General features: G+C 40.4%; 15 protein-coding genes. All 15 read left to right on the top strand.

Annotation, left to right across the window (positions count from 1 at the left end):
- Nucleotides 1–179: 179 nt before the first annotated feature.
- The 15 genes from amrS (at nucleotide 180) to JT739_RS06850 (ending at nucleotide 13,819) form a co-directional block, all read left to right on the top strand.
- The gene (gene amrS / locus JT739_RS06920; RefSeq protein ID WP_237660373.1) at nucleotides 180–1,169 is read left to right on the top strand and encodes an AmmeMemoRadiSam system radical SAM enzyme; all 990 of its coding nucleotides are present in this window, start codon (nucleotides 180–182) and stop codon (nucleotides 1,167–1,169) included.
- 350 nt (nucleotides 1,170–1,519) lie between these two features.
- Complete coding sequence (rpmE, locus tag JT739_RS06915; protein WP_237660372.1) at nucleotides 1,520–1,729, top strand: 50S ribosomal protein L31; 210 nt, start codon at nucleotides 1,520–1,522, stop codon at nucleotides 1,727–1,729.
- 61 nt (nucleotides 1,730–1,790) lie between these two features.
- Nucleotides 1,791–2,654, top strand: a complete 864-nt coding sequence (locus tag JT739_RS06910) for a DUF1385 domain-containing protein (RefSeq protein WP_237660371.1) — start codon at nucleotides 1,791–1,793, stop codon at nucleotides 2,652–2,654.
- A 26-nt stretch (nucleotides 2,655–2,680) separates the two neighbouring features.
- Nucleotides 2,681–3,751, top strand: a complete 1,071-nt coding sequence (gene prfA / locus JT739_RS06905) for a peptide chain release factor 1 (RefSeq protein ID WP_237660370.1) — start codon at nucleotides 2,681–2,683, stop codon at nucleotides 3,749–3,751.
- A 15-nt stretch (nucleotides 3,752–3,766) separates the two neighbouring features.
- Nucleotides 3,767–4,627, top strand: a complete 861-nt coding sequence (gene prmC / locus JT739_RS06900) for a peptide chain release factor N(5)-glutamine methyltransferase (protein ID WP_237660369.1) — start codon at nucleotides 3,767–3,769, stop codon at nucleotides 4,625–4,627.
- A 33-nt stretch (nucleotides 4,628–4,660) separates the two neighbouring features.
- Nucleotides 4,661–5,389 carry a ZIP family metal transporter gene (locus tag JT739_RS06895; RefSeq protein WP_237660368.1) on the top strand — a complete coding sequence of 243 codons (729 nt, stop codon included), beginning with the start codon at nucleotides 4,661–4,663 and terminating at the stop codon, nucleotides 5,387–5,389.
- A 324-nt stretch (nucleotides 5,390–5,713) separates the two neighbouring features.
- Complete coding sequence (locus JT739_RS06890) at nucleotides 5,714–6,757, top strand: L-threonylcarbamoyladenylate synthase (protein WP_237660367.1); 1,044 nt, start codon at nucleotides 5,714–5,716, stop codon at nucleotides 6,755–6,757.
- Nucleotides 6,758–6,771: 14 nt separating this feature from the next.
- On the top strand, nucleotides 6,772–7,224 hold the full coding sequence (locus JT739_RS06885; protein ID WP_237660366.1) for a low molecular weight protein arginine phosphatase: 453 nt from the start codon (nucleotides 6,772–6,774) through the stop codon (nucleotides 7,222–7,224).
- Between the two features lie 62 nt (nucleotides 7,225–7,286).
- Entirely contained in the window at nucleotides 7,287–7,730 is a 444-nt protein-coding gene (rpiB, locus tag JT739_RS06880; RefSeq protein WP_237660365.1) for a ribose 5-phosphate isomerase B, read from the top strand.
- A gap of 34 nt (nucleotides 7,731–7,764) precedes the next feature.
- Nucleotides 7,765–9,003 carry a serine hydroxymethyltransferase gene (gene glyA / locus JT739_RS06875; protein WP_237660364.1) on the top strand — a complete coding sequence of 413 codons (1,239 nt, stop codon included), beginning with the start codon at nucleotides 7,765–7,767 and terminating at the stop codon, nucleotides 9,001–9,003.
- Between the two features lie 14 nt (nucleotides 9,004–9,017).
- On the top strand, nucleotides 9,018–9,647 hold the full coding sequence (gene upp / locus JT739_RS06870) for a uracil phosphoribosyltransferase (protein ID WP_237660363.1): 630 nt from the start codon (nucleotides 9,018–9,020) through the stop codon (nucleotides 9,645–9,647).
- Nucleotides 9,648–9,739: 92 nt separating this feature from the next.
- Nucleotides 9,740–11,176 carry a methyl-accepting chemotaxis protein gene (locus JT739_RS06865; protein WP_237660362.1) on the top strand — a complete coding sequence of 479 codons (1,437 nt, stop codon included), beginning with the start codon at nucleotides 9,740–9,742 and terminating at the stop codon, nucleotides 11,174–11,176.
- 22 nt (nucleotides 11,177–11,198) lie between these two features.
- Nucleotides 11,199–11,615 (top strand): dCMP deaminase family protein, encoded by a 417-nt coding sequence (locus tag JT739_RS06860; protein ID WP_237660361.1) that lies wholly within the window; start codon nucleotides 11,199–11,201, stop codon nucleotides 11,613–11,615.
- Nucleotides 11,616–11,819: 204 nt separating this feature from the next.
- Entirely contained in the window at nucleotides 11,820–12,524 is a 705-nt protein-coding gene (locus tag JT739_RS06855; protein WP_237660376.1) for a FadR/GntR family transcriptional regulator, read from the top strand.
- Complete coding sequence (locus tag JT739_RS06850) at nucleotides 12,521–13,819, top strand: sugar ABC transporter substrate-binding protein (RefSeq protein WP_237660360.1); 1,299 nt, start codon at nucleotides 12,521–12,523, stop codon at nucleotides 13,817–13,819. Before JT739_RS06855 ends, JT739_RS06850 begins: the two co-directional genes overlap by 4 nt.
- Nucleotides 13,820–13,907: the final 88 nt, after the last annotated feature.

The following is a 13,907-nucleotide window of genomic DNA, read 5'->3' as shown; positions in this document are numbered from 1 at the left end:
CGCTTAAGGAAAAGATATATCCAGAGGGAATACTTTTTATTTTAAAACCCATAGTATCTTGACGCGATCGAAAATCAGACTAATCTTGCAACAAGATTAATGTTAAAGGTATAATGTACAAGTAAGTTTATGTGAAATTTTTGCCTTTTCAAAACACAGGAGGAGGCCGCCTAATAATTATGAGAGAAGCTATGTATTATGAAAAATCTGCAGGCGGTTATGTCAACTGCTGTTTATGTCCTCACCATTGCAGGATTGCACCGGGGCGAGTTGGAACGTGTAAAGTGCGAAAAAATATTGATGGAAAGTTGTATTCTGTTAACTACGGCAGGGTTTCTTCCTGGGCGATGGACCCAATAGAAAAAAAGCCCCTGTATCACTTTTATCCGGGCAGCATGATTTTTTCAGTTGGCAGCACAGGATGCAATTTTAGGTGTAAATTCTGTCAAAACTGGCAAATAGCGCAGCTTACCGATATTCCAACTCTGCAGATTTCCCCAGGGGAGTTAATAGAAACAGCTAAAAGAAAAGAGGAGAATATAGGCATTGCCTACACCTATAATGAGCCTACTATATGGTATGAGTATATTTTGGAATGTGCCAAATTGGCTAGGTACGCAGGCCTTAAAAACGTCCTTGTAACCAATGGCTTTATAGAGAAAGAACCTCTCCAAGAGCTCCTCCCTTATATTGACGCTATGAATATAGATGTAAAAGCTTTTAGCGAAGATTTTTATCAAGACTTAGTATTCGGAAGCCTTTTGCCAGTGAAGCAAACTGTAGAAATAGCTCAGGCCAGATGTCATGTTGAAGTAACCATGCTGATAATACCCGGTATGAACGATAGAGATGAAGAAATTGAGGAACTGGCCAAATGGCTTTTGTCCCTTAGAAAGGATATACCCCTTCATATCACCCGTTATTTCCCAAATTTTAAATTGGACATTCCACCTACCCCCGTAGAGAGAATAAAGACAGCGCGAGATATTGCCATGAAGTACCTTGATTATGTTTATACAGGAAACATAGCAGATGATGTTGGAAATAATACTTATTGCCCTACTTGTAAAAAACTGATAATCAGGAGGGCAGGTTACAAAACACACTCAAAAGTTAAAGATAACAGATGCCCTTACTGCAAAGGCTTTGTATCTTTGATAGAGAGTTAGTTAAAATGTCTATTTCCCGGGAAATGTAACTTCCCGTGTCGAAACCATAAAGGAAATTTTTACAAAAAGTTATAACATACATAGAAAGTAGAACAAAAATAAACCAAAGGCCAACAAATATTATAGAGTCTTTTAAAATTCTTGACGAAAATGCCAAAGTCTTCGCCATGTTTGAACCTATGTGGAATTCACGGATACTGCTTTATAAAAACTCTTGTGAAAATGTATAGCCTATGCTATAATACTAGTTGACTTTTAAAACCCAGGTACAACTTTGCACAAATTTTTATAAAATACTCTACAGATACATGTCTTAGAGTGATTCAACTTACAATAAAGAGGTGAACAGAGTGAAAAAGGGAATTCATCCAAAATACATGAGGGCTACAGTAAGATGTGCTTGCGGAAATACCTTTGAAACGGGGTCTACCAAAGAAGACCTGCGTGTAGAAATATGTTCAAAATGCCATCCCTTCTTTTCAGGTCAACAGAAATTGGTAGATACCGGTGGTCGGGTAGAAAGATTTAAGAAGAGATATGGCTTAAAAGATGCAGAGTAGTTTAAGAAGGTTAGAGGTTATCTCTGACCTTTTTTCTTAATTAATATTTAGGGAGGTTAAAATGTTGCAACCTGTCAAACCCAAAATTGGAGGGCAGGCGGTAATTGAAGGCGTTATGATGCGCGGCCCCAAAACCACAGCCGTAGCTGTAAGGAAAAATGACGATATTGTTATAAAAACTCAGGAAAACCGCTCATTGCAAGATAAGTACAAATTTCTGAAACTACCCATATTGCGAGGTATAGTGGCCTTAATAGAAATGCTGGTTCTCGGCATCCAAACTCTGTCTTATTCTGCAAGTGTTGCGGGGCTGGAAGATGAGGAGGAGCTTACCGGCAAGGATATAGCATTTGCACTTGTTTCTGCCTTGGGTTTTGCTGTATTACTTTTCATAGTACTGCCTACCCTTGCCGTAAGATATATTATTAGTGGCAATTTACAAAATTCATTTTTACTAAGTCTTGTGGAAGGCCTAATAAGAATAGCTATTTTTGTGACTTATATCGCAGTCATTTCTTTAATGAAGGACATTAGACGAGTATTTGAATATCATGGTGCAGAGCACAAGGTAGTTCACTGCTATGAAAACAACGAGAAGTTAACACCTGAAAACGCCCAAAAATATTCTACCATTCACCCTAGATGTGGTACCAGCTTCATGATGATAGTAATGGTGGTAAGCATTTTACTTTTTTCATTTATGGGGTGGCCTGGGGTAATCTTGCGGATAGTATCAAGAATAGTTATGCTGCCTATAGTATCGGGAGTTTCATATGAGTTTATAAGGCTTGCTGGAAAGTGCAATAATCCAATTATAAGAATATTAAATGCCCCTGGCATGTGGCTTCAGCGACTTACTACCCGAGAGCCTGATAAAGCACAATTAGAAGTAGCCATAGCTGCACTTAAGAGTGTTTTAAACTGAGTCTTATTTCAGGAAGGTGATTTAATGTGATAGAAAAGTTGGAAGCCGTAGAAAAGAAATATATTGAGCTGACTGAAAAAGTAGCAGATCCGGAAATTATAGCAAAACACGAAGAATGGAGAAAACTTGCTAAGGAACACGCATCCCTTGAAGAAATCGTAAATTGTTATAGAGATTACAAAAAGACTCTTGAGCAGATAAAAGAAAACCAGGTGCTTTTGAAAGAAGCCTCCGGTGACAGTGAAATGGAGGAGCTTGTGAAAAGCGACTTGGAAGAGTTAGAAGAAAAGAAGCTTAAGCTGGAGGAACAATTAAAAATATTGCTGCTTCCGAAGGATCCAAACGACGAAAGAAACGTAATTGTAGAGATAAGGGCAGGAACCGGTGGTGAAGAAGCGGCCCTTTTTGCTGGTGACCTTTTCCGCATGTACAGCCGATATGCTGAAAAGCAAGGGTGGAAAATCGAAGTAATAGATTCAAATCCAACAGAACTTGGTGGATTTAAAGAAATCATTTTTGAAGTCAATGGCCATGGTGCTTACAGCCGTTTGAAATACGAGTCAGGAGTTCACCGTGTGCAGCGAGTTCCAACTACCGAAGCGGGCGGCAGGATTCATACTTCGGCAGCAACGGTAGCGGTGCTGCCTGAAGCAGAGGAAATTGATATTGAGATAAATCCCAATGACCTTAGAATAGACATTTTTAGATCCTCGGGTCATGGAGGTCAGAGCGTAAATACCACAGATTCTGCAGTGAGAATAACCCACCTTCCTACAGGTATTGTGGTGTCTTGCCAGGACGAGCGCTCACAGCTAAAAAACAAGGAAAAAGCCATGAAGGTTCTGCGGGCACGCCTTTTGGAAAAGGCTCAACAAGAGCAGAATCAAAAAATTGCTCAGAGCCGACGCAGCCAGGTAGGCACCGGTGATCGAAGTGAGCGGATACGCACTTATAACTTTCCACAGGGCAGAGTTACAGATCACAGAATCGGTCTTACCATTCACCAGTTGGCAAATGTCCTCGAGGGAGAACTTGATGAAATAATAAATGCTTTAATAGCGGAAGATCAGGCCAAAAGGCTGGCTCAGATGGAATAGAGAAAGGTGTTTTCAGTGAATGTAAGAAAAGCTTTGAGCATTGGCCAAAAACGGCTCTATGAGGCTGGTGTAGCAAATCCCGCTTTGGATTCACAGCTGATCTTATGCCATGTTTTAGGAACAAACCGGCTAAAGCTCTTGGTATATGATGAAATAGAGCTTACAAAAGAGCAGCAGGAATGCTATGACAAATTATTAAAAGAGCGGTGTCAGTTTGTCCCTGTAGCGTATATTATAGGCCGGAAGGAATTTTACGGCCTTAATTTGTATGTAACAAAAGGAGTGTTGGTTCCAAGACCTGAGACCGAATTTGTTGTTGAAGAAGCCTTAAAAGCTGCAAGCAAAATCGCAAATCCCGTTATTGCTGATTTATGCTGCGGCAGCGGAGCTATATCAGTGGCCTTTGCGGTGAACAACCAGGAAGCTAAAGTTTACTCAACTGAAATATCAGATGTTGCTTGTGAAGTCGCGAGAAAAAATATACATGTCCATGGTGTTCAAGACCGGGTTTTGCTGTTTCAAGGTGATTTGTGGGAACCCCTTGAGCAAAGAAATATAAGAGAGTTGGATATAATAGTATCAAATCCCCCCTACATTCCTTCAAAAGAGCTGAAAAATCTCCCAAATGATGTAAAAAAGGAACCACAAATTGCATTAGATGGCGGCTTTGACGGTTTAGAGTTTTATCGCAGGATAATATCAAAAGCTCCCGAATATTTAAAACCTGGTGGCAGAGTGATTTTTGAAATAGGTTGGAATCAAGCACAAGATGTAAAATACCTACTAGAAAAAGAGGGGTTTAAAGAAATACAAGTCCGAAAAGATTATGCCGGTTTTGACAGAGTAGTAACAGGAGTTTTAGGAATAACAAAATAATCGGCGCATATGATTTTTAGAAGAGGTGAGCGCATGGGAATATCAAGCACTACTTTTTTAAGCTTCTTGGCTGGAGTGGGCGGTACTGGAATGGGCGGCTTTTATACATTTTTTTTGAGAGAAGTCAAGGCTGACAAAATGACATCGGTCTTAGGTTTTGCCAGTGGAATAATGCTGACGGCGGTATTTTCAGAACTTATTCCTGAAGCCATAGAGATTTCCGGGCTCTTTCACACACTTATTGGAATAATAATAGGGATAATGTTTTTGATGTGGTCTGATGCTTTGCTTGAATTTATGACCCCTCAAAAAAATAACACTATGCAGCACTTTGTAAAGACTGGCGCCATGCTTTTTTTTGCTATTGCAAGTCACAACTTTCCCGAGGGAATTGCCATAGGCAGCGGCTTTGAAGCGTCTGAGCTCACAGGATTGGTCCTTGTGGTGACTTTGGCTCTCCACAATATTCCGGAGGGTATGGCAATAGCTACTGCATTTAGATTGTCAGGCATGAGTGCATTTTCTGCTTTTATGGCAACGGCCCTGGCAGGTTTACCGATGGTTTTAGGTTCAGTTGTGGGACAGAAACTGGGCCAGGTTTCTCCGGCTTTTATTGCTGCATCCTTGGGTTTTGCGGCAGGGGCCATGATATACACAGTTTGCAAAGAAATACTGCCGGATACTTTTGTGATTGGGAGAAGTTCTCCCTGGGGCCTTATTTGGGGCATAATTACAGGTATAATTTTGTTTAACACATTATAATATTGTAGAATATAATAAGGTCATCGCATGAAATTTGTTGATGCTTAACGGTGAAGACAACGGCACCTCTCCCGAAATTTAGACCTGTCATTCTAAAAATTTGGTGCTGCACTCTCCAGGGTTTCACGGGCAATTCGGCATCCTGCCGAGAGCCCGTCAGCGCGCATCCTGCGCGCTGCCACTGCTCCGTTTGCACCAAATTCAAGAATGACTACGGTCTAACTAACGGGAGCGTTTGCCGTCGTCTTCACTGCCTAAATCAGAATCTATATAGAATCTTTATATAAAAAAAGAATCAATCATAATGAAGAAGAAGGTAGTTTTATGCTGGAAACTAAAATAATTAAAGTAGATAAAAATCAGCCGGAACGGGACAAGATAAAAATGGCAGCCGAAATCATACGAAAGGGCGGCCTTGTTGCCTTTCCCACTGAGACGGTTTACGGTTTAGGAGGCAATGCCCTTGATGAAGATGCTGCCAAAAAGATTTATGCTGCAAAAGGCAGGCCTCAAGACAATCCGTTGATTGTTCACATTTGGGACATTTCCCAGCTCAATCAGTTAGTAAAAGAAATACCGGAAAAGGCTAGGCTTTTAATGGACAAGTTCTGGCCCGGTCCCCTGACTATCATTTTTCATAAAAACGATGTGGTCCCATTTGGCACTACCGGAGGCCTTGATACGGTAGCAATTAGGATGCCTTCTCATCCAGTTGCCCTTGAACTAATAAAAGAGGCAGGTGTCCCAATTGCCGCTCCAAGCGCCAATATATCCGGAAAGCCCAGCCCCGTATGTGCCGAGGAAGTTGCCGAAGATATGACCGGAAGGATTGACATGATATTGGATGGTGGCAAAGCCTCTGTAGGAGTAGAATCTACAGTATTAGATCTTTCTGAAGAAGTTCCAATCATTTTAAGACCCGGTGGAGTCACTCGTGAAGAATTGCAAGAGGTTTTAGGCAGAGTGGATTTGGATCCGGGTCTTGCGCCGGGCGAAAAGCCCCGTTCTCCGGGACAAAAATACCGTCATTACGCTCCTGATGCTCCCATGACCTTGGTAGAAGGGCCTATTGACAGGCAGGTTAAAACCATCAATGAATTGGCAGAGAAATTGGAATCACAGGGTTTGAAAGTGGGAATAATGGCAACTGCGCAGACACGTCATCTCTACACAAGCGGCCATATAATTTCTGCAGGTGATAGAACAGCACCGCTTACGATTTCGTCTAATATTTTTACTATTTTGAGGAAATTTGACCGTCTAGGAGTAGATCAGATTCTTGCAGAAGGCATTTCTAAAGACGGCATAGGTCTTGCCGTAATGAACAGGCTTTATAAAGCCGCCGGATACAATGTTATAAAAGTATAGGAGGTGCGCGGCCTTTGAAAAAAGTAGTGTTTGTGTGTACAGGTAATACATGTCGCAGCAGTATGGCCGAAGCTCTTTTTAGAAAAATGCTTCACGATTTGGGTAAACAGGATCAAATTAAAGTGGAATCATATGGCATTGCTGCTATTGAAGGCCAGCCTGCATCTGAAAATGCAAGAAAAGTCATGGAAATGGAAGGAATCGATTTAAAAGGGCACAAAGCCAGGCAGATAAGCGAAGCAGTTCTTGATGCAGATTTAATCCTTGCCATGACCCAAAGCCATAAAGATTATATACTTAACCGCTTTCCCAAAGCTAAGGGCAAGGTGTTTTTATTAGGGGAATTTGCAGGTGACTATGGTGAAATCAGCGACCCTTTTGGTCAAGGTGTTGAAGTTTACAAAAAAGTTGCTGATGAACTAAAACATAAATTGTCGAAAGTGCTCGAACGCTTGGAAAAAATCTAGACAATGTCCATTATTTGAGTATATAATTAATAAGATAATGCTTTTTGTCAGGAGGGAAAGAGTTGACTATAGCTATAGCCAGTGACCACGGGGGTTACGAATTAAAACAACAGATAATAAAATTTCTCGAGGAAAATAAGGTGAGTTATGCCGATTTAGGGACATATTCTACCGAATCAGTGGACTATCCGGATATAGCTATTCCCTGCGCTGAGGCCGTTGCACGAGGTGAATATGAAAAAGGCATAATTATTTGCGGTACTGGAATAGGCGTATGCATCGCCGCCAATAAAGTCAAGGGTATTCGAGCTGCCCTGTGCCATGACACGTTTTCTGCCCGCATGTCACGTATGCATAACAACGCCAACATTTTAACCATGGGTGGCAGAGTAATAGGTCCGGGACTTGCTACCGCTATTGTTAAGGAATGGCTTGCTGCTGATTTTGAAGGAGCGCGCCATGAACGGAGATTAAACAAAATATCCGAATACGAAAATAGTGTATGAATATGAAAAAAACATAAAAAAGAGGTGCGAGAAAATGAATATACTTAAATTAGTAGATCCAGAGATAGCTGACGCCATTGAAAAAGAAACCTATAGGCAACAGTACAAACTGGAGATGATTGCCTCGGAGAATTTTACCAGTAAAGCTGTAATGGAAGCACAGGGCTCCGTGCTAACCAATAAATACGCCGAAGGCTATCCGGGCAGGCGTTATTATGGTGGCTGTGAGTTTGTAGATATCGTCGAAAACCTTGCTCGAGAGCGTGCCAAAAAACTATTTTCTGCTGAATATGTAAATGTTCAACCTCATTCCGGTTCACAGGCCAATATGGGGGTTTATTTTGCATATCTGAATTACGGCGACAAAGTTTTGGGTATGAACCTTGCCCATGGCGGCCACCTAACCCATGGCAGCCCGGTAAATATCTCAGGCAAGTATTTTGAGTTTATCCCTTATGGAGTTTCTAAGGAAACCGGGTACATCGACTATGATGAATTGGAAGCTTTGGCCAAAAAACATAAACCGAAGATGATAGTAGCTGGAGCCAGTGCATATCCCAGAATCATTGATTTTGACAAGATTGCTCAAATAGCAAAACAGGTTGGAGCATATGTTATGGTTGATATGGCTCATATAGCAGGCCTTGTTGCCGCAGGTTTGCACCCAAATCCTGTGCCAATCTGTGACTTCGTAACAACTACCACCCATAAGACTTTAAGGGGCCCAAGAGGTGGTATGATCTTTTGCAAAGAGGAGTATGGAAAAGCTATAGATAAGGCCATTTTCCCGGGAATTCAGGGCGGCCCGCTGATGCATGTAATTGCTGCTAAAGCTGTTTGCCTGAAAGAAGCATCTACTGAAGAGTTTGTAGAATATCAAAATCAAGTGGTGAGAAATGCTAAAGCATTGGCTAAGGCACTTTTGGACAAGGGTTACAATCTGGTTTCAGGAGGTACAGATAACCATTTGATTTTAGTTGATGTGAGAAACAAAAACCTCACAGGAAAAGAGGCAGAACACCTTCTGGACGAAGTTGGAATTACAGTAAACAAAAATGCCATACCCTATGATCCGCAAAGTCCCAATGTTACAAGTGGCATTCGCATAGGGACACCTGCCCTTACATCTCGGGGAATGAAAGAACAGGAGATGGAAAGGATTGCAGACTTAATGGACAAAGCACTAACTTCTGGCAATGATGAAATAGTAAAAGCAAAAATATCAAAAGAAATAAAGGCTATGTGTGAAGAATTCCCTCTTTATTCCAATTAAACAGGAGGCTTTTCATGAATAACGTATTCGTATTTGATCATCCCCTGATCCAGCATAAATTAGCTTTAATAAGGGATGAAAACACAGGTTCTAAGGAATTTCGTGAATTAGTAGAAGAATTATCGCTTCTAATGGCTTATGAGGTCACCAGAAACCTGCCGTTAGAAGAGGTAGAAGTTAAAACTCCAGTAGGACCGGCCAAGGTCAGAATGATTTCAGGCAAAAAGTTGGGCATTGTTCCTATCTTGCGTGCAGGCCTTGGAATGGTAAATGGCATGTTGAAACTTATACCAGCTGCCAAAGTTGGTCATATAGGCCTATATCGTGATCCTGATACACTTCAGCCGGTGGAATATTACTGTAAGCTGCCATCTGACGTAAGCGAGCGGGAACTAATAATCCTAGATCCCATGCTGGCTACGGGAGGTTCTGCTGCTAAGGCAGTAGAAGTGTTAAAATCGAAAGGTGCGACAAATATAAAGCTCATGTGCTTAATTGCGGCACCTGAAGGGATAGAAGCTGTTCACAAAGAACATCCAGATGTTGAAATATACACTGCTGCCATTGATGAGAAACTCAATTCTCATGGCTATATAGTGCCAGGACTTGGCGACGCAGGAGATAGACTGTTTGGAACGAAATAATAATTGGAGAAGGCTATCCTATTGGATGGCCTTAATTTTTAGTAAAACTTTCATCTTCATCTTAAGTATATATTAGGGGCAGCCAATTTTACTTGAAATTTAAAACAGAGAGGTGTATGACATTGCTTTTTGACAAGACAAATAAGGTAATGGATGCCATTATAAACGACAAGCCTTTGGCAACTAAAAATGTCAGGGTTAAAAGAGTTTTCGAAAAAATTGCTCAGCTGCAGGATTTAAAAGAAGATGCAAGGCAAATGCTTTTGAAAACTATTTCATTGACGTCCACCCTGGGAAACATAGAAGTAAACATAAAACACCTAATGGACGAAATTGAAGTTATAATGGGTAAACTCAGCTCCCAGTCGGAAGATACTTTGGAGTTTGTGAAGGAAACTACTGCTTCAATGGAGGAAATAGATACGGCCATCGAGGCCAATGTAAAAAACGTAGATGAGATTCATAGCAATATTGAAAGCATCGTTGAAAACAACAATAAAAACATGGAAAGTTTAAAATTAATGGACGAAGTATGCAGGCAAGTGACTGAAAGCAATAACGTAGTTAATCAAACTTTAACAAAACTATTGGACAATTTAATGGAAATTGGCAATATAGTTGAAGTAATAGAGCAGATTGCAGATCAAACAAATCTTCTGGCACTAAATGCCAGCATTGAAGCTGCAAGGGCTGGAGAAGCAGGTCGAGGGTTTGCGGTGGTTTCGGAAGAAATAAGGAAGCTAGCTGACAGCACCAAAGAAAGTTTGGACAAGTTTAAAAGCTTCGCGCAGGCAATTCACAAAGATTCAGCCCAAAGCCTTGAAAGCATGAAGCGGACAAATGATGTGATGAAGCAAATTCCGTCGGTAACAAGTGCAATAAAAGAAGCAGTTAAAGAAAATTTCAATGCAGTAAATAAAATTAAAAGTGATATGGAAGGTTTTGTAGCTTCTTTTCAACAGATCAGCACCGCTGCCAGTCAGATATCATCTGCCATGAACAGTGTCTCCCTTGAAACAGAGGATATAGTTCATGTGGTAAATAGACTAGACAGCAGTTTGGCAAAATTAGGGTTCATTAAAGAACATATTGATAAAATGGATAAGGAATTTACCGCTCAAAGCAAAGAGTATTATCAGAAATTTATGGATAACAACAATTTAATTACAAAAAAAGAGCTGATGCAGATTTTAGAAAATGCCAGGAAACAGCACAGCATCTGGATGGAAACATTAGAAGAGGCAGTGTCTGAAGCTAAACTTATACCTCTGCAGGTCGATTCTAACAGGTGTGCTTTTGGCCATTTTTACAATGCCCTCATAATAAAAGACAGTGCTTTAAGTGAGCTTTGGAAAAGCATTGATAAATATCACAAAAACTTACATAATGCAGGGCAGCAGGCACTGCTTGCTATAAAGAATGATAAAATTGATGAGGCTAAAAAGCAGTATCAAATAGCCAAAGAAAATTCAAAGAAGGTTTTTGAGATTATTGATAGAATAATTATGATTTTAGAGGCCGACAATTAATTTTATTAAAAGGGGATAGCGTATGCGAAAAGATTGGGATGAGTATTTTATGGATATAGCTTTTCAAGTAAGGGGTAGGTCTACATGCCCCAGGCTCCAGGTAGGTGCAGTTGTAGTGAAGGACAATAGAATAAAGGGTACCGGCTACAACGGCAGTCCTTCAGGAATGGCCCATTGTGAAGACGTAGGGTGTATGATGAGGGGAAATCACTGTGTAAGGACTATACATGCTGAGGTCAATGCCCTGCTTGAATGCACACCTGAGGAGAGGAAAGGTGCCACTATATATGTTACTGCCCGCCCATGTGCCGAGTGCTCCAAGCTCATTATAAACTCGGGTATTAAAAGAGTCGTATATGCCCAAGACTATCATATTGATTATGATTGGTTTAAAGATGCTCCTTGGATAGAAGTAGTTAATTTACCTGTGGATTTATGACAAAGTCACCTTATTTCTTGTGTTACTATTATTTATTTTATTGAGATAAAAAACTTCAAGTCACCCTTTATCAAGAATTAGAGGGTGATTTTATATGTGCAAGAATAATTTTTTTGTTGGAAAGAAGGATTTTAATAAAATATGTAGAATAATTAAATCAAACGACGTATGACGTATGATGACGTAGTGGAGGTTATTTTGATCGTGCCTAATTTGAGAAAAAATTTGTCTAAAGAAGTATCTAGTTTAATAATTGAAATGATACGAAATAATAAATATGAACCCGGTAGCAAGCTGCCTAATGAAATGGAATTGTCAAAGATGTTTAATGTAAGCAGAACTACAATTCGCGAAGCTATAAAATCGCTTGCGTCAAACAATATAGTAAAAATAATTAGAGGCAAAGGGACATTTGTGGCTGAAAAGCCGGGCCTAGTGAACGATCCTTTAGGAGTAAGCTTTATCCGTGATAATAACATTATTGTATCCCTATTTGAAACAAGGTTATTGATCGAACCAAAAGTGGCATATTTAGCAGCACAAAGGGCAACAGCAGAAGAGATAACGAAACTTGAGAGTATTTTAACGAGCATGGAGGTGGTAATTGCAAATAAGGAAAACCATAGGGACATCGATATAGAATTTCATACAAACATAGCAAAAGCTACCCAAAATCCAATTATTGAAAGGATTATACCTATAGTTATTGAGTCCATTATGGAAGGTTATTATGAAACGGTTAATGTCCCAGGGAGTGCCCATAAGGCTCTGCAGTATCACTACAAAATATTTAGGGCCATTAAGGCCAAAGATCCCTATGGGGCTGAGAAAGCCATGAAAGATCATTTAAATGAGACATTAAAGGATATTGGTATCCTAGAAAAACAAAAGGGAGGTTTTAAGTTGTGAAGAAAAACCTTAAGAGAGTATTAGGCTTAGTGGTTGTCTTTGTGTTATTGGCAAGTCTTATGACTGGATGTGGCGGGGGGAATAACACTTCACAGCCTGGGGAAGAGGAAAATAAGGAAGGAGAAGTTGTAAAGCTTAAACACTGGCTTTGGCTCGATAATCCCAATGATCCGACCTTTGCTCAGCTGGTAGAAGAGTTTAATAACACACATCCCAATATACAGGTTGAATTTGAGGTTATTGGATGGAATGACTTTCACACAAAGCTGTTAAGTAGCGTAACTGGTGGTAGTGGCCCTGATACTTCATCGTTTAAACTCACCTGGCAACCTGAATTTATCGGTCAGGATGCTCTCTTGCCCTTAGATGATTTCTTAAATGAATGGCAGGGCAAGTCCGATGTGGTTGATAATCTTTGGGACGTACTGAAGTACGAAGATGGAAAACATTATGTAATGCCCTGGGAGCTTCAGGTACTTTATATGTATTATAGACCCAGTATGTTCAAAGAAGCTGGAGTTGAAGTTCCGGAAACATGGGACGATTTTTTGGAAGTTTGCAAGAAACTTACTAAAGATACTGACGGAGATGAGAAAATCGATCAATACGGTTTTGCCATGAGAGGTGCCAGAGGCGGTCATGAGCCGTGGGCAAGTTTTGTTCTGGCAAGCGTACCCGGAAATACATTCTTCGATGAAAACGGCAACTGTACCTTCACAACTCCGGAAGCGATTAAGGCAAATGAATTCTTCTTGGATTTGTACAGGAAACATAAAGTTGTTCCGCCCACCGCACCTGGAGATGGCTTCAATGAGATAATCGCCAATTTCAAGAGCGGAAAAGCGGCTATGGTTGTTCATCATATCAAATCCTCTAACGATATGATACAGCAGTTTGGTGACGATGTAGATGCCTTTGCAGTGCCTGCCGGTCCACACGGAAGGTGGACTTCCATGGGAGATACAGAAAATGTTATATATAAATCCACCAAGCATCCAAAAGAAGCTTTTACTTTCATTTCATGGCTATCTGAAAAAGAACAGATGTTAAGATGGTGCAAAACCACAGGAAATGTTCCTATTTTGAAGTCACTGCAGGATGAAGATGAATTTAAAAACAACCGGTTCATGCAAGCTTCATTTGAATCAATGCCATATGCTCATGTGTATCCTATAAACGAAAACATGGGTGAGTGGATCGAATCCTTATGGCCTGCCACTACTCAGCAAGCACTTGAAGGTAAAATCGATAGCAAAACAATGATGGAGATTCTGGCAGAAGGCATGACAAAGTAAATTTGCTAAAAATTTAGAGGAATAATAGGGGTCGGAAAATCGAAAATAAAATATATATTTCGTATACGACCCCTATGTTTTTGTTTGA

The sequence above is a fragment of the Tepidanaerobacter sp. GT38 genome (genome assembly GCF_021991635.1).
Classification (GTDB): Bacteria; Bacillota; Thermosediminibacteria; order Thermosediminibacterales; family Tepidanaerobacteraceae; genus DTU063.
The sequence above is the reverse complement of the archived record's forward strand: the minus strand, read 5'-3'. Positions and strand labels throughout refer to the sequence as shown.

Excerpts from the sequence above, each read along its gene's own strand:
- amrS (WP_237660373.1), top strand. The coding sequence starts at position 180 with ATGAGAGAAGCTATGTATTATGAAAAATCTGCAGGCGGTTATGTCAAC.
- JT739_RS06910 (WP_237660371.1), top strand. The coding sequence starts at position 1,791 with ATGTTGCAACCTGTCAAACCCAAAATTGGAGGGCAGGCGGTAATTGAA.
- JT739_RS06895 (WP_237660368.1), top strand. The coding sequence starts at position 4,661 with ATGGGAATATCAAGCACTACTTTTTTAAGCTTCTTGGCTGGAGTGGGC.
- JT739_RS06890 (WP_237660367.1), top strand. The coding sequence starts at position 5,714 with ATGCTGGAAACTAAAATAATTAAAGTAGATAAAAATCAGCCGGAACGG.
- glyA (WP_237660364.1), top strand. The coding sequence starts at position 7,765 with ATGAATATACTTAAATTAGTAGATCCAGAGATAGCTGACGCCATTGAA.
- upp (WP_237660363.1), top strand. The coding sequence starts at position 9,018 with ATGAATAACGTATTCGTATTTGATCATCCCCTGATCCAGCATAAATTA.
- JT739_RS06860 (WP_237660361.1), top strand. The coding sequence starts at position 11,199 with ATGCGAAAAGATTGGGATGAGTATTTTATGGATATAGCTTTTCAAGTA.